General features: G+C 70.3%; 13 protein-coding genes. 11 read left to right on the plus strand and 2 right to left on the minus strand.

Annotated features, from left to right (window positions below; genetic code table 11):
• Positions 1 to 79: 79 nt before the first annotated feature.
• Positions 80 to 3,034 carry a glycoside hydrolase family 3 C-terminal domain-containing protein gene (locus BLV72_RS25215; protein ID WP_208905716.1) on the minus strand — a complete coding sequence of 985 codons (2,955 nt, stop codon included), beginning with the start codon at positions 3,032 to 3,034 and terminating at the stop codon, positions 80 to 82.
• Between the two features lie 291 nt (positions 3,035 to 3,325).
• Here BLV72_RS25215 and BLV72_RS25220 point away from each other — a divergent pair, with 291 nt between their 5' ends.
• The 5 genes from BLV72_RS25220 to BLV72_RS25240 are packed head-to-tail and all read left to right on the plus strand — an operon-like array spanning position 3,326 to position 9,721.
• Positions 3,326 to 5,011: an extracellular solute-binding protein gene (locus BLV72_RS25220; protein WP_093465023.1), complete on the plus strand. Its 1,686-nt coding sequence runs from the start codon at positions 3,326 to 3,328 to the stop codon at positions 5,009 to 5,011.
• Positions 5,008 to 5,988, plus strand: a complete 981-nt coding sequence (locus BLV72_RS25225; protein WP_093465025.1) for an ABC transporter permease — start codon at positions 5,008 to 5,010, stop codon at positions 5,986 to 5,988. The genes BLV72_RS25220 and BLV72_RS25225 overlap by 4 nt, the downstream gene beginning before the upstream one ends.
• Positions 5,985 to 6,947, plus strand: coding sequence for a carbohydrate ABC transporter permease (locus BLV72_RS25230; RefSeq protein ID WP_093465026.1), 963 nt, complete (start codon positions 5,985 to 5,987; stop codon positions 6,945 to 6,947). The genes BLV72_RS25225 and BLV72_RS25230 overlap by 4 nt, the downstream gene beginning before the upstream one ends.
• 42 nt (positions 6,948 to 6,989) lie before the next feature.
• Positions 6,990 to 9,050, plus strand: a complete 2,061-nt coding sequence (locus BLV72_RS25235) for a beta-galactosidase (protein ID WP_093465028.1) — start codon at positions 6,990 to 6,992, stop codon at positions 9,048 to 9,050.
• Positions 9,020 to 9,721 carry a glycoside hydrolase family 12 protein gene (locus BLV72_RS25240; RefSeq protein WP_093465029.1) on the plus strand — a complete coding sequence of 234 codons (702 nt, stop codon included), beginning with the start codon at positions 9,020 to 9,022 and terminating at the stop codon, positions 9,719 to 9,721. The genes BLV72_RS25235 and BLV72_RS25240 overlap by 31 nt, the downstream gene beginning before the upstream one ends.
• Before the next feature lie 60 nt (positions 9,722 to 9,781).
• Here BLV72_RS25240 and BLV72_RS25245 read toward each other — a convergent pair whose 3' ends face one another.
• A complete protein-coding gene (locus BLV72_RS25245; RefSeq protein ID WP_086707262.1) occupies positions 9,782 to 10,798 on the minus strand; it encodes a LacI family DNA-binding transcriptional regulator in 1,017 nt (338 codons plus the stop codon).
• Between the two features lie 337 nt (positions 10,799 to 11,135).
• On the opposite strand from BLV72_RS25245, the gene BLV72_RS25250 reads away from it, so the two are divergent.
• From BLV72_RS25250 to BLV72_RS25275, 6 genes are all read left to right on the plus strand, one after another.
• The gene (locus BLV72_RS25250) at positions 11,136 to 13,070 is read left to right on the plus strand and encodes an acyl-CoA dehydrogenase family protein (protein ID WP_093465031.1); all 1,935 of its coding nucleotides are present in this window, start codon (positions 11,136 to 11,138) and stop codon (positions 13,068 to 13,070) included.
• Positions 13,071 to 13,179: 109 nt separating this feature from the next.
• Positions 13,180 to 14,442, plus strand: a complete 1,263-nt coding sequence (gene dxr, locus BLV72_RS25255; RefSeq protein ID WP_093465032.1) for a 1-deoxy-D-xylulose-5-phosphate reductoisomerase — start codon at positions 13,180 to 13,182, stop codon at positions 14,440 to 14,442.
• Positions 14,439 to 15,740 (plus strand): M50 family metallopeptidase, encoded by a 1,302-nt coding sequence (locus BLV72_RS25260; protein ID WP_093465034.1) that lies wholly within the window; start codon positions 14,439 to 14,441, stop codon positions 15,738 to 15,740. The genes dxr and BLV72_RS25260 overlap by 4 nt, the downstream gene beginning before the upstream one ends.
• A 141-nt stretch (positions 15,741 to 15,881) precedes the next feature.
• Positions 15,882 to 17,036, plus strand: coding sequence for a flavodoxin-dependent (E)-4-hydroxy-3-methylbut-2-enyl-diphosphate synthase (ispG, locus tag BLV72_RS25265; RefSeq protein ID WP_093465035.1), 1,155 nt, complete (start codon positions 15,882 to 15,884; stop codon positions 17,034 to 17,036).
• 197 nt (positions 17,037 to 17,233) lie between these two features.
• Positions 17,234 to 18,079, plus strand: a complete 846-nt coding sequence (locus tag BLV72_RS25270) for a GNAT family N-acetyltransferase (RefSeq protein ID WP_093465037.1) — start codon at positions 17,234 to 17,236, stop codon at positions 18,077 to 18,079.
• A gap of 25 nt (positions 18,080 to 18,104) precedes the next feature.
• The gene (locus BLV72_RS25275) at positions 18,105 to 18,674 is read left to right on the plus strand and encodes a GNAT family N-acetyltransferase (RefSeq protein ID WP_093465038.1); all 570 of its coding nucleotides are present in this window, start codon (positions 18,105 to 18,107) and stop codon (positions 18,672 to 18,674) included.
• The last annotated feature ends 62 nt before the right edge of the window (positions 18,675 to 18,736 follow it).

Below are 18,736 nucleotides of genomic sequence, written 5' to 3' on the forward strand. Positions count from 1 at the left end.
CCACCCCGCCCGGCCCCGTCCCACCGCGGGGCCCGGCGCCGGGGAAGGCTCGCCTCGGCCGCTCCGGACCCTCACACCCTCAACCGGAGAAGCCGAGGCGAGCCAGTCTCAGACCGCCGCGCAGCGTGATGTGCAGGTCCTGGACGCCGGTCGGCGGCGTGGGCAGGGCGGCGCGGAGCGTGGTGTACGCGTAGCGGCCGCCGGTGGGCGGCACGGCGACGGTGGCCAGGGTGGTGCCGTCGGCGAGATGCGCCTCGACCGTCGCGTCGTCCCCCGCCCCGGCCGCGGCCGCATCGCGCGCCGCCTCGACGGTCATCGACGTGGCGCCCGCGCCGAAGTCGCAGGCGCGGAAGAGCAGTCGGCCGACCGCGCCATCACGGCAGGCCACCGCGTCCCCACGGACCTTGGTGCGGTCCACCAGCACGATCCCGTCCGCCGCGTCGTAGTCCGCGGCCTCCAGACCGCGCCGCAGCACCGGGCGCGGCGCGGGCGGCGGGCCCTCGACGGTGACGGTGGCGGTGGCGCGGAGATCCGCGCTGGACGCGCCCGCGTGGATCTCGTACGTCCCCGGGTCGACGGTCCAGCGGCCGTGCGCCACGTCCCAGAAGCCCAGCGCGTCCTCGACCGGCACGGTGAAGAACAGCCGCACCCGCTCGCCCCGGCGCAGCCGCACCCGGCGGTGGGCGATCAGCTGGCGGTGCGGCAGCGGCACCCGCGACCCCGGCGCGCTCGCGTAGATCTGCACGACCTCGTCGCCGTCGTACGGACCGGAGTTGGTGACCTCGCACTCCACGATCAGGCCCGCCGCCCGCCGCACCGACAGCTCGCCGTAGCTGAAGTCGGTGTACGACAGGCCGTGCCCGAAGGGGAAGAGCGGGGCGCCGTCGAAGTACAGATAGGTGGCGCGCGAGGCGATGATGTCGTAGTCGAGCAGATCCGGCAGATCGTCGTGGGAGGCGTACCAGGTCTGCGGCAGCCGCCCCGCCGGTGAGACGTCCCCGAACAGCACCCGGGCCAGCGCCGTGCCCGCCGCCTGGCCGCCGTGCGCCGTCCACAGCAGCGCGGGCAGTGCGTCTGCCGCCTCGCCGACCGCGTAGGGATAGCCGGCCGTCAGCACCAGCGCGGTCCGCGGATTGGCGGCGTGGGCCGCGCGCCACAGCCGCTCCTGCTGGGCGGGCAGGGCAAGGGTGGTGCGGTCCTCGGTCTCCCGGCCGCCGATATGCGGATCGTTGCCCGCCACGACCACCACGGCGTCCGCCCGCGCGGCGGCGCGGGCCACCGCGTCCTCGCCGCGCTCGACGACCTCCAGCCGGAAGACGGTCTCCTGCGCGCCGCTGTCACGCCCGGCAACCTTCAGCCCGCCCGCGGCGACACAGACATAGCTGCCCGTCCCCATGTGTCGGAGGAGGTGTCCGTCGCGGTGTGCTTCGAGCCGATACGTCTCCTGGACCACCCAGCCCCCGGGCCGTTCGGCCGCCGCGCGCACGAAGCCGTCCTCGGCCACGGTCAGATAGCGGCCGGAGGGCGCGCGCAGGGTGAGCACACCGCCGCCCCAGTCGGCCAGGGACAGCTCGGTGGGGGTGTCGCCGACGGTCAGCGGGGGCAGATCGGTGCGGCCCGCCGTATGGGCAGGGTTGAGCGAGCCTTCGTCTGCCGGGCCCTCGTCCGTGAGCCCTTCGGCCGCCGGCCCCTCCTCCGCCGGACCCTCGCCTTCCTCCCACCCCGCCGCGTCCGGCACCCGCACCCAACCGGCCGCGGTGCGCAGCCGTACGGTGTCCAGGCCGTCCGCGAACAGCACCCGGTCCGCGCCGAGCCGCTCGGCCAGCGCCTCCCGCGGCGAACTGCGCCGGATCAGGCTGCCGCTGTACCAGTCCAGCTTGCACTCGTCCGCGAGCGGACCGACGACCGCGAGGGTGCCGACGGTGCGCTCGGAGAGCGGCAGCAGACCGTCGTTGGCCAGCAGGACGACGGCCTGTTCGGCGGCCTCCAGGGCGAGCGCGCGATGGGCGGGGGTGTCGAAGGCGCCGTCGGTTCCGTCTGCCGACCCGCCGGGCTGGTCAGGCTCGTCGAACTCTCCCAGCGCACACCGCATCGTCAGCAGCCGCCGCACCGCCGTGTCCACCGTGGACGCGTCGATCAGCCCGCGCTCCAGGGCGCCCCGCACCCGCGCGATGGTCGTCGACGCGTCCTGGTCGTGGTCGGTGAAGCTGTCCACCCCTGCCAGCAGAGCCGCGGCGATGGCCTCCTCATGGGTGTCGAAGTAGTGCTCGGAGTCGACCAGATTGGACGGCGCGCCCGCGTCGGAGCAGACCACCAGCTCCTGGTCGGTCCAGGTGCGCAACTGCTCGCGCAGATATGGGGAGACGTGGTTGGGACGCCCGTTGACCAGGTTGTACGCGGGCATCACCCCGGCCACCGCGCCCGCCCGCACCGCCCCGCGGAAGGCCGCCAGATCGTATTCGTGCAGCACCCGCGGCCGCACCGAGGAGGAGGTGGTGTCCCGGTCGGTCTCGTTGTTGTGCGCCAGCCAGTGCTTGAGGACGGGGGCGGTGCGCCAGTGCTCCGGGTGGTCGCCGCGCAGCCCGCGGGTGTAGGCCGTGGCCAGGGCCGAGGTGAGACACGGATCCTCGGCGTACCCCTCCTCGTTGCGGCCCCAGCGCGGATCGCGCAGCAGATTCACCGTCGGCGACCACACATTGAGGCCCACCCGCGGATCGCGTACGCGCATGGCCCGCGCCTCGCGGCCGACCGCCTCGCCGACGCGCCGCACCAGTTGCGGGTTCCAGGTCGCGCCGAGCCCGAGGCCTTGAGGAAAGACGGTCGCCGGACCCATCCAGGCGACACCGTGCAGCGCCTCCTGCCCGGTACGGAAGGGCGCGAGGCCGAGCCGCTCCACTCCGGGCGCGAACTGGTGCAGCATCGCGATCCGCTCATCGAGGGTGAGCCGGGCCAGCAGATCCGCCACGCGCGTACCCACCGGCAGCCGCGCATCGCGAAACGGCGGACGCGTGATCAGACCACCGTCATCACTCATCACGGATACCGATCCCCTTACCCAGTTCGTCGGAGACGTGCCGCACACGGTGATGCATTGTCAATTCGAAGCGCTTCGATGCTGAAGCCGCCACACCGACCCTGTCAAGGCTCAATGAGCCAAGGCTCGCGCCCGACCCCTCGATTGCCCAGATCCTCGATCACCAGACGCCCAAAGGCTCATTTGGACACCGCTCTTGCGCGACCTCACCCCCCGACTTAACCTCAGCGCAATATCGAAGCGCTTCGACCATCGGTCGTACGGCGGGCACGCCACGAAGGGTTGACGCACATGTCGAATTCCCAGGCTTCGGCCTCCACTTCCGCTCCCGGCCGGAGAACCTTCCTGGCCTCCACGGCGGTTGCCGCGGTGGCCGTCGCGGGAGGGACGCCGCTGCTGTCCGGGTGCTCCACCGAGGAGGGCTCCGGCAAGGGCGGCACCACCTCCGGCAAGGAGCTGAAGAACCTGTTGCCGACCTATGCGGCCTCGACGGTGGCGGACCCGGACATCCCCAGCGTCAACGGCTCCAGCCCCGGCTACACCAAGGCCCCGCCCGCCGCCGCACTGGTCGCCTCCGTGAAGGGCAAGCCCGGTCACGGCGGCAGCTACACGATGTTCGAACCGCTCTGGGGCACCCCGCCGCCGAAGAACAACGCCTACTACAAGGCGGTCAATGACGCGCTCGGCGCCAAGATCAGCCTGCAGCCGCAGGACGGCAACACCTACGGCGAGAAGCTCGGCGCCGTCCTCGCCTCCGGCGATATCGCCGATATCGTGATGATCCCGCTCTGGGAGATGGGCGGGCGGATCCATGGCGCGGTCAGCGCCAAATTCGCCGACCTGGGCCCGTATCTCTCCGGCGACCAGGTCAAGAAATATCCGAACCTTGCCGCCATTCCCACCGCCGCCTGGCAGATGTCCGTCTTCGGCGGCAAGCTCCGCGGGCTGCCCATGCCCTCCCGCCCGCTCGCCGGCGTCATTCCGTACTACCGCGAGGACATCTTCGCCAAGGAGGGCTACCAGGTCCCGAAGAGCCCGGCGGGATTCCTCGATCTGGCCAAGGAGATCACCCGGCCCAAGAGCAAGGTATGGGCCTGCGACGACATGTGGTGGTCGGCGCAGCGGTTCTTCGGCTGCCCGGGGGAGAAGCCGTACTACTGGGTCGAGAAGGACGGCAAGCTGGTCCACAAGGTCGAGACCGAGAACTATCTCGAGGCCCTGGAATGGTGCCGTAAGCTCTTCGCCAGGGGCTATGTCCACCCCGACGCGGTCGCGGGCAAGGGCAATGACGCACTGACCCGCTTCACCTCCGGCCAGACGCTCCTCTACAACGACGGCGACGCCAAATGGTACGGCGCCACCTTCGAACAGGCCGGGCCGAACCCCGAATTCAAGATCCAGGGAATGGACTGGTTCGGCCCCGACGGCGGCGACCCGGTCATCTATCTGGACCCGCCCGCCCAGATCTGGTCCTTCCTCAACAAGAACCTCTCCAAGGACGAGATCGAGGAAATCCTCGCCCTCGCGAACTTCATCGCCGCGCCCTTCGGCACCAAGGAACAGCGCCTCATCGACTACGGCGTCGAAGGCGTGCACCACGACATGAAGAAGGGGGTGCCGGTCAAGAACGCCACGGGCGTCCGGGACGTCCAGGACACCTACCGCTTCATCGCCTCCCCTCAGGCCGGCGTCGCCTATCCGGACTTTCCGAAGACGGTCGAGGACTACTGCGGCTGGATGCAGCGGATGGGCAAGTTCGCCAGGAAGCCGCTCTTCTACGGGATGCAGGTCCAGGAGCCCAACCGCTACGCCTCGCTCTACACGCCGTTCGAAGACCTCGCCAAGGACGTCACCCGCGGCCGTAAGTCCATCAAGGACGCCCAGCGGGCCATCAGCGACTGGCGCGGCGGTGGCGGCGACCGGCTCCGCGACTGGTACGCGAAGCTCCTCGACAAGAACGGCAGCGGCTCCCGATGACGCTGGACATCCGCGGCCGGGCCAAGGGGCCCGGCCGCGCGAAGGCTCGCGGCACCCCAACCGGCCGCGGCGGATGGTGGCACCGGCTGCGCCGGGACCGTGCCCTGCTGCTGATGACCGCGCCCGCCGTCGGTCTGCTGCTGCTGTTCACCTACGTCCCGCTGATCTGGACCACCGTCGCCTATCTGGACTACGACCCGTTCACCCAGGGCCTGTGGACCAGCCCCTGGGTGGGCTTCGACAACTTCACCCTCCTCTTCGAGGACAGCCGCTTCTGGGACGCCTTCGCCAACACCCTCTCCATCACCTTCATCCAGCTGGTGCTGTTCTTCCCGGTGCCCATCGCGCTGGCGCTGCTGCTCAACAGCGTGCTCAGCGACCGGGTCCGCGGTCTGGTGCAGTCGATCCTCTACCTGCCGCACTTCTTCTCCTGGGTGCTGGTCATCACGATCTTCCAGCAGATGCTCGGCGGCGCCGGGCTGCTCGCCCAGCAACTGCGCGCCCATGGGCACGAGGGCTTCGACCTGATGACCGACCCGGCGGTCTTCAGGTTCCTGATCACCGCCCAGCTGGTGTGGAAGGACGCGGGCTGGGGCGTGATCGTCTTCCTGGCCGCCCTCTCCGCCGTCAACCAGGACCTCTACGAGGCCGCGGCGGTGGACGGCGCGAACCGCTGGCGCCGGATGTGGCACGTCACCCTGCCCGCGCTGCGCCCCGTGGTCGCCCTGCTGCTGGTGCTGCGCGTCGGCGACTCGCTGACCGTCGGCTTCGAGCAGATCCTGCTCCAGCGCGACGCGGTGGGGCCCGGCGCCTCGGAGGTCTTCGACACCTATGTGTGGTGGGTCGGCATCGCCAATACCGACTACGGGATCGCCGCCGCCGGCGGGCTGATCAAGGGCGTCTTCAGCCTGGTGCTGGTGCTGATCGCCAACAAAGTCGCCCATATGCTCGGCGAGCAGGGGGTTTACCGGAAATGACCGTGACCGAGCGGACCCGGGCCCCGCACACCCCGCCCACACCCACCGCCCCGCCCCCGCGGCGGCGTGGCGGCGAGAAGCGCCCGGTGTGGGAGGAGGAGCCCGGCAAGGTCGGCCAGGGGCTCAAGGGGGTCACCCTGACCGGGGTGTGTCTGATGATCCTCGGCCCGCTGTGGGTGGTGATCGTCACCAGCCTCTCCGACCAGAGGACCATCACCGACGCCGGGGGACTGGTGATCGTCCCCAAGACGATCACCTTCCGGGCCTACACCGAGCTGCTGAGCGGCGGCACGGTCACCCGCGCGACGCTCGTGAGCCTCGCGCTCACCGCCGTGGGCACCGTGATCAGCACCGTGGTCTCGGTGCTGTGCGCCTACGGACTCTCCCGCTCGGGGTCCTTCCTGCACCGGCCGATCCTGATGGTGCTGCTCATCACCATGTTCTTCAACGCCGGTCTCATCCCCACATATCTGCTGGTCACCGGCGTCGGTCTGGAGGGCAGCTACTGGTCGATGATCCTGCCCGGGGCCGTCTCGGCCTTCAACGTCCTGGTGCTGCGGGCGTTCTTCCAGAACATCGCGCCGGAGCTGATCGACAGCGCCCGGATCGACGGCGCGGGGGAGTGGCGGATCCTGCTGCGCATCGTGCTGCCGCTGTCGAAGGCCGTGATCGCGGTGGTCTCGCTCTTCTACGCGGTCGGCTACTGGAGCCAGTGGTTCAACGCCATGCTCTACCTCAACGACCAGGACAAATGGCCGCTGCAGATGATCCTGCGCCAGTTGGTGATCAAGCAGCAGGCGCCGCAGGGCATGTCCCAGATGATCTCCACCCAGCAGATCCCCGGACTGGCCGTGCAGATGGCCGTCATGGTGCTCGCGCTGATCCCCGTCGCGGTGCTCTACCCCTTCGTCCAGAAGCACTTCACCAAGGGCATGCTCACCGGCGCCGTCAAGGGCTGACGCCGGTTGCCCGTGCCCAGCCGACCCGAGACGGGAGCCGGTATGCCCGACCTGAACGACGCCACCCGCGGCCGCATCCTCTACGGCGGCGACTACAACCCCGAACAGTGGCCCGAGAGCGTCTGGCACGACGACATCCGGCTGATGCGCCGGGCGGGCGTCACCACCGTCACCCTCGGCGTCTTTTCCTGGGCCCGGCTCGAACCCCGCCCCGGCGCACGGGACTTCGGTTGGCTGGACCGGGTCATGGATCTGCTCCACGACGGCGGGATCGAGGTGTGCCTGGCCACCCCGACCGCCTCCCCGCCCCCCTGGATGGGCTCCCGCCACCCGGAGACCCTGCCGCGCGACGAGACCGGCTCGGTCGTCTGGTACGGCTCACGGAACCAGTTCTGCGCCTCGTCCCCCCTCTACCGCGACTACGCGCTGCGCATCACCGAGGACTTGGCGGACCGCTACGGCGGCCATCCGGCCCTGCGGATGTGGCATGTCGGCAACGAGTACGGCACCCACTGCTGGTGCGACGAGACCGCCCGGGACTTCCGCCGCTGGCTGCGCGCGCGGTACGGCGGTCTGGACGCTCTCAACGAGGCGTGGGGGACGGCCTTCTGGAGCCAGCGCTATGATTCCTGGGAGGAGATCATCCCGCCGCGCCGCGCCCAGTACATGATCAACCCCGGTCAGGGGCTGGACTTCCGCCGCTTCACCAGCGACGCCCTGCTGGAGTGCTTCACCGCCGAACGCGACGCGCTGGCCGCACGCACCCCGCGCATCCCCGTGACCACCAACTTCATGCCGCTGTTCATCGGCCAGGACGGCTGGGCCTGGGCGGCGGAGGAGGACGTGGTCTCCGTCGACCTCTACCCCGACCCCAAGGACCCGCACGCGGCGGCGTACGGGGCGATGGTCCAGGACCTGACCCGCTCCCAGGCAGGCGGCCCCTGGATCCTCATGGAGCAGGCCGCGGGCCCGGTCAACTGGCGCGGCGTCAACCACCCCAAGCCGGACGGGCTGATGCGGCTGTGGTCCCTGCAGGCCGTCGCGCGCGGCGCCGACGGGATCTGCTTCTTCCAGTGGCGGCAGTCCCGGCAGGGCAGCGAGAAATTCCATTCCGGGATGGTCCCGCACGCCGGTGAGCACAGCCGCACCGTCGCGCGGGTGCGCCGACTCGGCGCCGAGCTGCGCGAACTGGCCCCGGTCACCGGCTCGGACGTCCCCGCGCGGGCCGCGATCCTGCACGACTGGCACTCCTGGTGGGCCACCGTCCAGGACGGCCGTCCCTCCTCCCGGGTCCCTTACGAAGGGCTGCTGCGCGCCTGGCACCGGGCGCTGTGGGAGCGGAACCTCACCACCGACTTCGCCCATCCGCACGCCGACCTGACCGACTACGCCCTCGTCGCCGTCCCCCAGCTGTATCTGCTGACCGACGAGGCGCTGGACAACCTCGTGGCGTATGTGCGCGGCGGCTCCACCCTCGTCTGCGGCTTCTTCACGGGCGTCGCCGACGAGGACGACCGGGTGCGCCCCGGCGGCGTGGACCGGCGGCTGCGCGAACTCCTCGGGATCCGTACGTTCCACGAGTGGTGGCCGCTGGACGAGGGCGAGACGCTCGACGCCGAGGGCGCCTGGCTCGGCCGGTTCCACGGCACCGGCTGGTCCGAGGACCTGGAGCCGTCCACCGCCGAACCGGTCGCCCGGGTCAAGGGCGGTGAGCTCGACGGCCGCCCCGCCGTGACCCGCCACGCCTACGGCGCCGGGACCGCCTGGTACGTCTCCACCCTCCCCGAACCCGCCGCCCTGCGCACCCTGCTCGCCCGCGCCGCCGAGGAGGCGGGGCTGGCACCGGTGCTGGCCGGTCTCCCCGAGGGTGTCGAGGCGGTGCGGCGCGGCCCGTATCTCTTCCTCCTCAACCACGGCCGCACCCCGGCGGTCGTCCCCCTGCCGTCCCCGCGGACGGATCTGCTCACCGGACGCGCGCACCACACCGGCGTCCGGCTCGACCGCTTCGCGGTCATGGTCCTGGCTCCGCCCGAATCCCCCCGTCCGACCCCCCACGCGAAGGGACAAGCCCCGTGCGACGAACCGCCCGAACGCTCCTCCTGACCCCGCTGATCGCGTTACTCGCGCTGATCGGCTTCGCCGCCGCCCCCGCCCAGGCCGCCACCTGGTCCTCCTCGGACCAGTGGGGCACCTGGTCCAACGGCGGCTACACCCTCTACAACAACATCTGGGGCTCCGGCGCCGGAGCCCAGACCATCTGGGCCAACTCCGCCAGCGACTGGGGGGTGTGGGCCAACCACCCGAACACCGGCGGCATCAAGTCCTACCCCAACGCCAAGAAGGTCGTCGGCAAGAAGATCAGCGCCATCTCCACCCTGACCAGCACCTACAACGTCACCGTGCCGTCCTCGGGCGCGTACAACACCTCGTACGACATCTGGGACAGCAACTACGACTACGAGATCATGCTCTGGGTCAACAAGACCGGCCCGGTCGGCCCGCTCGGCACCGCCCAGGGCAATGTCTCCCTCGGCGGCCACACCTGGAGCGTCTACAAGGGCAGCAACGGGGCCAATGAGGTCTTCTCGTTCATCCGCACCTCGAACTCCACCTCCGGCTCCGTGGACATCAAGCCCATCGTGAACTGGATCAAGAACACCAAGGGCTGGTTCGGCGATGTGACCATCGGCGACGTCCAGTTCGGGTACGAGATCACCTCCTCGGCCGGCGGTCTGGACTTCCGGACCAACAGCTTCGGAGTGAGCGCGAGCTGACGCCCCCCGTACCGCCGCCGCCCTCCCGCGCGGCGGCGGTACGCCGCCGGGCCCGCGGGGTCAGGAGGCGCCGGGCGCAGGACCCGAGCTGGTCCGTACGGTCAGCTCCGGGGCGAGCAGCGTCACCTGCTCCTCGAGGGGCTGCCCCTCCAGCTTCGCCACCGCCAGCTCCACGGCGCGCCGCCCCATCTCCTGCGCGGGGATGGCCACCGAGGTGAGCCGCACCGACGCCTGGGTGGCCACCTGCTCGGGGCAGACGGCCACCACCGAGACGTCCTCGGGAACCGCTCGCCCCTGCCGCCGCAACAGGCTGAGCAGTGGTTCGATGGCCGCCTCGTTCTGCACCACGAAGCCGGTGGTGCCGGGCCGCTCGTCGAAGATCCGGGAGAGGGTGCCGTCCATGGACTCGTAGCTGCCCTCGCACGGCCGGTGCAGCAGCCGCACCCCCAGCTCACCGGCGCGGCGCCGCAGCCCCTCCAGGGTCCGCTCGGCGAAGCCGGTGTGGCGCTCATAGACGGCCGCGGCCTCGCCCACGACGGCGATCTCCCGGTGGCCGAGCTCCGCCAGATGCTCGGCGCACAGCGCGCCGGTGGCGGTGAAGTCCAGATCGACGCAGGTCAGGCCGACGGTGTCGGCGGGCAGCCCGATCAGCACGGTGGGCTGGCGGGCGGCGTGCAACAGCGGCAGCCGCTCGTCCTCCAGCTCCACATCCATCACGATCATGGCGTCGGCGAGCCCGCTGCCGGTCACCCGGCGCACCGCCGCCGGGCCCTCCTCGCCGGTGAGCAGCAGGACGTCATAGCCGTGGGCGCGGGCGGTGGTGGCGACCGCGATGGCGATCTCCATCATGACCGGCACATACATGTCCGTCCGCAGTGGCACCATGAGCGCGAGGATGTTGGAGCGGCTGCTGGCCAGGGCGCGGGCCCCGGCGTTCGGGTGGTAGCCGAGCTCCTTGATGCTGTGCTCGACGCGCTCGCGCGTGGGGGCGGAGATCGATCGCTTGCCGCTGAGGACGTAGCTCACCGTGCTGGCGGAGACTCCGGCGTGCCGGGCGACCTCGGCGAGGGTGACCATGCGGGGCGACTCCATCCGATGGGGGTTGTAAAGGGATTGCGATACGCTTCGGTGAAGCGCTTCGATCCCATGGCCGAGCCTCTTTCTGCTGGCCATGGGGATTGACAGTAGACCTGTAGCGCAGAGCTGTCCAGACTCATCGAAGCGCTTCGACGCCCCGTCGCACACCCCTCACGCGCCCCGTAAGGCCCACGGCCGCGGCAATCCCGCTCCGCCGCCCCGATGACCCCAGATAGCGGCGTCCTCCCGCTTTGCCGACCGGTCGGACCGGAGGCACACTGGCAGCGGTACGTGCCGGTAATGTCACGAGATCGTCATTCGCGGCAAGGGAGCACCGATGACCGCATCCTCCGTCAGGCCGGTGTCCGAGCGTGAAGCGCGCCAGGTCGCCGAGGCCGCACGCGAACAGGTATGGCACAAGCCCAGCTTCGCCAAGGAGCTCTTCCTCGGCCGCTTCCGGCTCGACCTGATCCATCCGCACCCTGCCCCCGCCCCGGACGACGTGCGCCGCGGCGAGACCTTCCTCGCCAAGCTCCACGAGTTCTGCGAGACGCGGGTCGACGCCGCCCGCATCGAGCGCGAGGCCCGGATCCCCGACGAGACCATCCAGGGGCTCAAGGAGCTCGGCGCGCTCGGTATGAAGATCGACACCAAGTACGGGGGCCTCGGCCTCACCCAGGTCTACTACAACAAGGCCCTCGCCCTGGCCGGCTCCGCCAGCCCGGCGATCGGCGCCCTGCTCTCCGCCCACCAGTCCATCGGCGTACCGCAGCCGCTGAAGCTCTTCGGCACCCAGGAGCAGAAGGACCGCTTCCTGCCGCGCTGCGCCCGCACCGACATCACCGCCTTCCTGCTCACCGAGCCGGACGTGGGCTCGGACCCGGCCCGCCTCGCCACCACCGCCGTGCCCGACGGCGACGACTACCTCCTCGACGGCGTCAAGCTGTGGACCACCAACGGCGTGGTCGCCGACCTCCTGGTGGTGATGGCCCGGGTGCCGCGCTCCGAGGGCCGTAAGGGCGGCATCACCGCCTTCGTCGTGGAGACCGCCTCCGAAGGCGTCACCGTCGAGAAGCGCAACGCCTTCATGGGGCTGCGCGGCCTGGAGAACGGCGTCACCCGCTTCCACCGGGTCCGTGTCCCGGCCGCCAACCGGATCGGCCCCGAGGGCGCCGGCCTCAAGATCGCGCTGACCACGCTCAACACCGGACGGCTGTCGCTGCCCGCGATGTGCGCGGGCGCCGGCAAGTGGTGTCTGAAGGTCGCCCGCGAATGGTCCGCCGCCCGTGAGCAGTGGGGCAAGCCCATCGCCAAGCACGAGGCCGTCGGCGCCAAGATCTCCTTCATCGCGGCGACCACCTTCGCCCTGGAGTCCGTCATCGACCTCGCCTCCCAGATGGCCGACGAGGACCGCAACGACATCCGCATCGAGGCGGCGCTCGCCAAGCTCTACGGCAGCGAAATGGCCTGGCTGATGGCCGACGAACTGGTCCAGATCCGCGGCGGCCGGGGCTATGAGACCGCGGCCTCGCTGGCCGCCCGCGGGGAGCGGGCCGTCCCCGCCGAGCAGATGCTCCGCGATCTGCGCATCAACCGGATCTTCGAGGGCTCGACCGAGATCATGCATCTCCTCATCGCCCGCGAGGCCGTGGACGCCCATCTGTCGGTGGCGGGCGATCTCATCGATCCCGACAAGTCCCTGCAGGACAAGGGCAAGGCGGCCGCCAAGGCCGGCGGCTTCTACGCCCGCTGGCTGCCCGGCCTGCTCACCGGCCCCGGCCAACTGCCCCGCGCCTACCCGGAGTTCCATCCGGCCGGGCATCCGGACCTGTCACCGCATCTGCGCTATGTGGAGCGCTCGGCGCGCAAGCTGGCCCGCTCGACGTTCTACGCCATGTCCCGCTGGCAGGGCCGGATGGAGACCAAACAGGGCTTCCTCGCCCGGATCGTGGACATCGGCGCGGAGCTGTTCGCGATGAGCGCGGCCTGCGTACGGGCCGAGATGCTGCGCTCGCGCGGTGACCACGGCGTCGCGGCCTACCAGCTGGCCGACGCGTTCTGCCGGCAGGCCAGGATCCGCGCCGACGAGCTCTTCGGGCGGCTGTGGACCAACACCGACGAGCTCGACCGCAAGGTGGTCTCCGGGGTGCTCTCGGGGACGTACGAGTGGCTGGAGCAGGGCGTTCTCGACCCCAGCGGCGACGGCCCCTGGATCGCCGACGCCACCCCCGGCCCGACCGCCACACAGAACGTCCACCGCCCCATCCATTGAGGAGGGGCCGAGGAATCACCGAGGAGGACCGAGGAGCCCCCGGAGCCCGCGATCGCCGGAACCCGGGGCATGTCCCCGAGCCGTCATCCCTTGCCGCCACAATGGGGGGATGACGGAATCCCTGGCTGACCCGCATCTGCGCTTTCCGGCGGCCACCGCCGCGGAGAGCGTGCGCGACATCGTGATCCTGGGCTCCACCGGTTCGATCGGCACCCAGGCCATCGACGTGGTGGTGCGCAACCCCGACCGCTTCCGCGTGACCGGCCTGTCCGCCGCCGGGGGACGGGCCGGGCTCCTCGCCGAGCAGGCCCACCGGCTGCGGGTGGACAGGGTGGCGGTCGCCCGTCCGGAGGCGGTGCCCGAGGTCCGCGAGGCGCTGAGCGCGCTCTACGGAGCCGGTGAGCCGCTCCCCGAGATCCTGGCGGGGCCCGACGCGGCCACCGAGCTCGCCCGCTCCCAGTGCCACACCGTGCTCAACGGCATCACCGGCTCCATCGGCCTGGCGCCGACCCTGGCCGCCCTGGAGGCGGGCCGGGTGCTGGCGCTGGCCAACAAGGAATCGCTCATCGTCGGCGGCCCTCTGGTCAAGGCCGTCGCCAAGCCCGGCCAGATCGTCCCCGTCGACTCCGAGCACTCCGCGCTCTTCCAGGCGCTGCTCGGCGGCGCCCGCGAGGAGGTCCGCAAGCTGGTCGTCACCGCCTCCGGCGGCCCGTTCCGCGGCCGGACGAAGCGGGAGCTGGCCTCGGTCACCCCGGAGCAGGCGCTGGCCCACCCCACCTGGGACATGGGCCCGGTGATCACGATCAACTCCGCGACCCTCGTCAACAAGGGCCTGGAGGTCATCGAGGCTCATCTGCTCTACGACATTCCCTTCGAGCGGATTGAGGTGGTGGTTCACCCTCAGTCGTATATCCACTCGATGGTTGAATTCACCGATGGCTCGACGCTCGCCCAGGCGAGCCCGCCGGATATGCGGATGCCCATCGCGCTCGGCCTCGGCTGGCCCGAGCGGGTGCCGGACGCCGCGCCCGGCTGTGACTGGACCAAGGCCCACACCTGGGAGTTCTTCCCCCTGGACACCGAGGCGTTTCCCTCGATCGGGCTCGCCCGCCATGTCGGCGGCCTCGGCGGCACCGCCCCGGCCGTCTTCAACGCGGCGAACGAGGAGTGCGTGGACGCGTTCCTTGACGGAAAGCTGCCTTTCGACGGAATCGTCGATACGGTCGCCGAGGTGGTGGCCGAGCACGGCACCCCCGCCGTGGGAACCCGGCTCACCGTCGCGGACGTCCTCGAGGCTGAGACATGGGCCCGCGCCCGCGCAACGGAACTGGCCGCCAGAGCGGCGAAGGCGACCCCGGAGGCTCGCGCATGACGACACTGATGACGGTCCTCGGCATAGTGGTGTTCGCCGTCGGCCTGCTGATCTCGATCGCCTGGCATGAGCTCGGCCATCTCTCCACGGCCAAGCTCTTCGGCATCCGGGTCCCGCAGTACATGGTCGGCTTCGGGCCGACGATCTTCTCCCGTAAGAAGGGGGACACCGAGTACGGCGTCAAGGCGATCCCGTTCGGCGGCTATATCCGCATGATCGGGATGTTCCCGCCGGGCGACGACGGCAAGCTCACCGCCCGCTCCACCTCACCTTGGCGCGGCATGATCGAGGACGCCCGGTCGGCGGCCTTCGAGGAGCTGCAGCCCGGCGACGAGAAGCGCCTCTTCTACACGCGCAAGCCGTGGAAGCGCGTGATCGTCATGTTCGCCGGGCCCTTCATGAACCTGATCCTCGCGGTGGTGATCTTCCTCGGGGTGATGATGAGCTTCGGCGTCAACACCCAGACCACCAGCGTGGGCACGGTCTCCCAGTGCGTGGTCGCCGCCTCGTCCGCCACCGACAAGTGCCCCAAGAGCGCCAAGGACTCCCCGGCCAAGGCCGCCGGTCTGCAGCCGCGGGACAAGATCATCGCCTTCAACGGGCACCGCACCCCGGACTGGGGCGCGCTCCAGAAGGACATCCGCGAGACCACCGGCCCCGCCACGATCACCATCGAGCGGGACGGCGTCCGCAAGACCCTGCACGCCAACCTCATAAAGAACCAGGTCGCCAAGTCCGACGGGAACGGCGGCTATGTCGAGGGCGAGTACGTCACCGCCGGCTTCCTCGGCTTCACCCCGGCCAGCGGCGTGGTCCAGCAGTCCTTCGGGCAGTCCGTGGACCGCATGGGCGACATGGTCCAGGACGGCATCGACTCCATGATCGCGCTGCCCTCCAAGGTCCCGGACCTGTGGAACGCGGCCTTCGGGGACGGCGAGCGCAAGGCGGACTCCCCGATGGGCGTCGTGGGCGCGGCCCGGGTCGGCGGCGAGGTCGCCAGCCTCGACATCCCGCCCTCCCAGCGGATCGCGACCATGCTCTTCCTGGTCGCCGGGTTCAACCTCTCGCTGTTCCTGTTCAACATGCTCCCACTGCTGCCGCTGGACGGCGGCCATATCGCGGGCGCGCTGTGGGAGTCCATCCGGCGCCACGCCGCCCGGCTGGTCCGGCGGCCCGACCCCGGGCCGTTCGATGTGGCGAAGATGATGCCGGTCGCCTATGTGATCGCCGGAGTCTTCATCTGCTTCACCCTCCTCGTCCTGGTGGCGGACGTCGTGAACCCCGTGAAAATCTCTTGATGACGCGAGATGTCCTGAAGTTCACCTTTGGGTGGACTTCAGGAGCACGGTGTGCTGACGCCATCACCGTTGCCGTAATCTCGGAGATCGGAGTCTGCTGATCTCCGGCCACGCACACACCTTCTTGGGGTTACGAACCAGATGACTGCGATTTCGCTAGGAATGCCGTCCGTACCGGCCAAGCTCGCCGAGCGCAGGGTCAGCCGGAAGATCCAGGTCGGTCCGGTGGCCGTGGGTGGCGACGCGCCGATCTCGGTGCAGTCGATGACGACGACGGTGACGGCGGATATCGGGGCGACGCTGCAGCAGATCGCGGAGCTGACGGCGTCGGGCTGTCAGATCGTGCGGGTGGCGTGTCCGTCGCAGGATGACGCGGACGCGTTGCCGGTGATCGCGAAGAAGTCGCAGATTCCGGTGATCGCGGATATTCATTTCCAGCCGAAGTATGTGTTCGCGGCGATCGATGCCGGGTGTGCGGCGGTGCGGGTGAATCCGGGGAACATCCGGCAGTTCGACGACAAGGTGAAGGAGATCGCGAGGGCGGCGTCGGGTGCGGGTGTGCCGATCCGTATCGGGGTGAACGCGGGGTCGCTGGACAAGCGGCTGCTGGAGAAGTACGGCAAGGCCACGCCGGAGGCGTTGGTGGAGTCGGCGTTGTGGGAGTGCTCGCTGTTCGAGGAGCACGGTTTTCGGGATATCAAGATCTCGGTGAAGCACAACGATCCGGTGGTGATGGTCAATGCCTACCGTCAGCTCGCGGCGCAGTGTGACTATCCGCTGCATCTTGGGGTGACGGAGGCGGGTCCGGCGTTCCAGGGGACGATCAAGTCGGCGGTGGCGTTCGGTGCGCTGCTGAGTGAGGGGATCGGGGACACGATCCGGGTCTCGCTGTCGGCGCCTCCGGCGGAGGAGGTCAAGGTCGGGATCCAGATTCTGGAGTCGCTGAATCTGCGGCAGCGGCGGCTGGAGATCGTTTCGTGTCCGTCGTGTGGGCGGGCGCAGGTGGATGTGTACAAGTTGGCGGACGAGGTGACGGCCGGGCTGGAGGGCATGGAGGTTCCGCTGCGGGTCGCGGTGATGGGGTGTGTGGTGAACGGCCCCGGTGAGGCGCGCGAGGCGGATCTGGGTGTCGCTTCGGGCAATGGCAAGGGGCAGATCTTCGTGAAGGGCGAGGTCATCAAGACCGTGCCGGAGTCGAAGATCGTGGAGACCTTGATCGACGAGGCCATGAAGATCGCCGAGCAGATGGAGAAGGACGGCATCGCCTCCGGCGAGCCTCAGGTCTCCATTAGCTGATTTTTCCGAGGCTCGGTTCGCCTCCGGGCGCGGGATGCTTCCCGGCCGGGGCAACCGCCCAGCGGTGGCCGGAGGAGAGCGATCCGCCCCGGAGGCGAACCAGCCCTCGAAAAACCCCCTTCTGGACCTGCGCGATAGAGTCTGGAGAATTGACGTCCCCGGCCCGCAGGCCCGCACCACGTGAGGCAGACCGACACGTGCTGACCACGTCCACCACCAGGGTCCTCGAGCCCCATGAGCTCGACGCGGCCCTCGCGGTGCTCAACCGCGACCCCGTCTCGAACGCCTTTGTGGCGGCCCGCGTCCAGGTCGCCGGGCTGGATCCGTGGCGGCTCGGCGGCGAGATGTGGGGCTGGTACTCCGGCGGACGGCTGGAGTCGCTCTGCTACGCCGGAGCCAACCTGGTGCCCATCTGCGCCACCCCCGAGGCCGTGCGAGGCTTCGCCGAGCGCGCCCGCCGGGCCGGCCGCCGCTGCTCCTCGATCGTCGGCCCCGCCGAGACCACCGCCGGGCTGTGGTCCCTGCTCGAGCCCAGCTGGGGCCCGGCCCGTGAGGTCCGCGCCCGGCAGCCGCTGATGGTCACCAACGCGATGCCCGCCGACGTCCCGCCCGACCCGCTGGTGCGCCGCGTCCGTAAGGACGAGATGGACGTGATCATGCCGGCGTGTGTGGCGATGTTCACCGAGGAGGTCGGCGTCTCGCCGCTCGCGGGCGACGGCGGGCTGCTCTACCAGGCGCGGGTCGCCGAGCTCGTCACCGCCGGGCGCTCCTTCGCCCGGATCGAGAACGGCCGGGTGGTCTTCAAGGCCGAGATCGGCGCGGCCACCCCGCACGCCTGCCAGATCCAGGGCGTATGGGTCGCCCCCGAGTACCGCGGCCGCGGCCTCTCCGAGACCGGGATGGCGGCCGTGCTGCGCTATGCGCTGGGCGAGGTCGCCCCCGTGGTGAGCCTGTACGTCAACGACTTCAACACCGCGGCCCGCGCCGCGTACCGCCGGGTCGGCTTCCGGGAAGTCGGCGCGTTCATGAGTGTGCTGTTCTGATCGACGGCCAAGTAGGGTGCCGCCCATGCTGCATCTTGCCGGGGGGCGGACCCCGGAACCCGAAGACGTCGTCGTCGGGTCGCTCGACCTCGCCGCACGCGTGGACGAAGCGCTCGCCGTTCAGGCCGTCGCCTTCGGGCTGACGGGCGAGGAGATCGGCGTACGACGCCATATCGTGCTCCGCCATCTCAAGAGCCCCGGCGCCCGCGCGCTCGGCGCGACCACCCCTTCCGGGCGGCTCGTCGGCTTCGTCTACGGCATGCCCAACAACCGCACCCACTGGTGGTCCACGGTCGTCCAGCCGTATCTGCGCGCGGCCGGGCAGGACGGCTGGCTGGACGACTCGTTCGTCATCACCGAGCTGCACGTCCACCCCGACTTCCAGAACCGCGGCATCGGCCGACGGCTGATCACGACCATCACGGACGGCGCCGACCAGCCGCGCTCGATCCTCTCCGCCATCGACACCGAGAGCCCGGCCCGCGCGCTCTACCACTCACTGGGCTACCGCGACCTCGCCCGCCCCGTGCTCTTCCCGAGCGCCCCGAGCCCGTACGCCGTGATGGGAGCCCCGCTGCCGCTGCGCCGCCGCTAGGCACCGTCCCCGCCTAACGCATTTCCGGGAAACCGACCCGTGCGGCTAACCTCCTGAACATC

This window comes from Streptomyces melanosporofaciens, from assembly GCF_900105695.1.
Lineage (GTDB): Bacteria > Actinomycetota > Actinomycetes > Streptomycetales > Streptomycetaceae > Streptomyces > Streptomyces antimycoticus.

Bases quoted from the DNA above. Each gene is read 5' to 3' on its own strand.
- BLV72_RS25260 (WP_093465034.1), top strand. From the start codon at position 14,439: ATGACGACACTGATGACGGTCCTCGGCATAGTGGTGTTCGCCGTCGGC.
- BLV72_RS25225 (WP_093465025.1), top strand. From the start codon at position 5,008: ATGACGCTGGACATCCGCGGCCGGGCCAAGGGGCCCGGCCGCGCGAAG.
- BLV72_RS25230 (WP_093465026.1), top strand. From the start codon at position 5,985: ATGACCGTGACCGAGCGGACCCGGGCCCCGCACACCCCGCCCACACCC.
- dxr (WP_093465032.1), top strand. From the start codon at position 13,180: ATGACGGAATCCCTGGCTGACCCGCATCTGCGCTTTCCGGCGGCCACC.
- BLV72_RS25235 (WP_093465028.1), top strand. From the start codon at position 6,990: ATGCCCGACCTGAACGACGCCACCCGCGGCCGCATCCTCTACGGCGGC.
- BLV72_RS25215 (WP_208905716.1), bottom strand. From the start codon at position 3,034: ATGAGTGATGACGGTGGTCTGATCACGCGTCCGCCGTTTCGCGATGCG.
- BLV72_RS25250 (WP_093465031.1), top strand. From the start codon at position 11,136: ATGACCGCATCCTCCGTCAGGCCGGTGTCCGAGCGTGAAGCGCGCCAG.
- BLV72_RS25245 (WP_086707262.1), bottom strand. From the start codon at position 10,798: ATGGTCACCCTCGCCGAGGTCGCCCGGCACGCCGGAGTCTCCGCCAGC.
- BLV72_RS25275 (WP_093465038.1), top strand. From the start codon at position 18,105: ATGCTGCATCTTGCCGGGGGGCGGACCCCGGAACCCGAAGACGTCGTC.
- BLV72_RS25220 (WP_093465023.1), top strand. From the start codon at position 3,326: ATGTCGAATTCCCAGGCTTCGGCCTCCACTTCCGCTCCCGGCCGGAGA.
- ispG (WP_093465035.1), top strand. From the start codon at position 15,882: ATGACTGCGATTTCGCTAGGAATGCCGTCCGTACCGGCCAAGCTCGCC.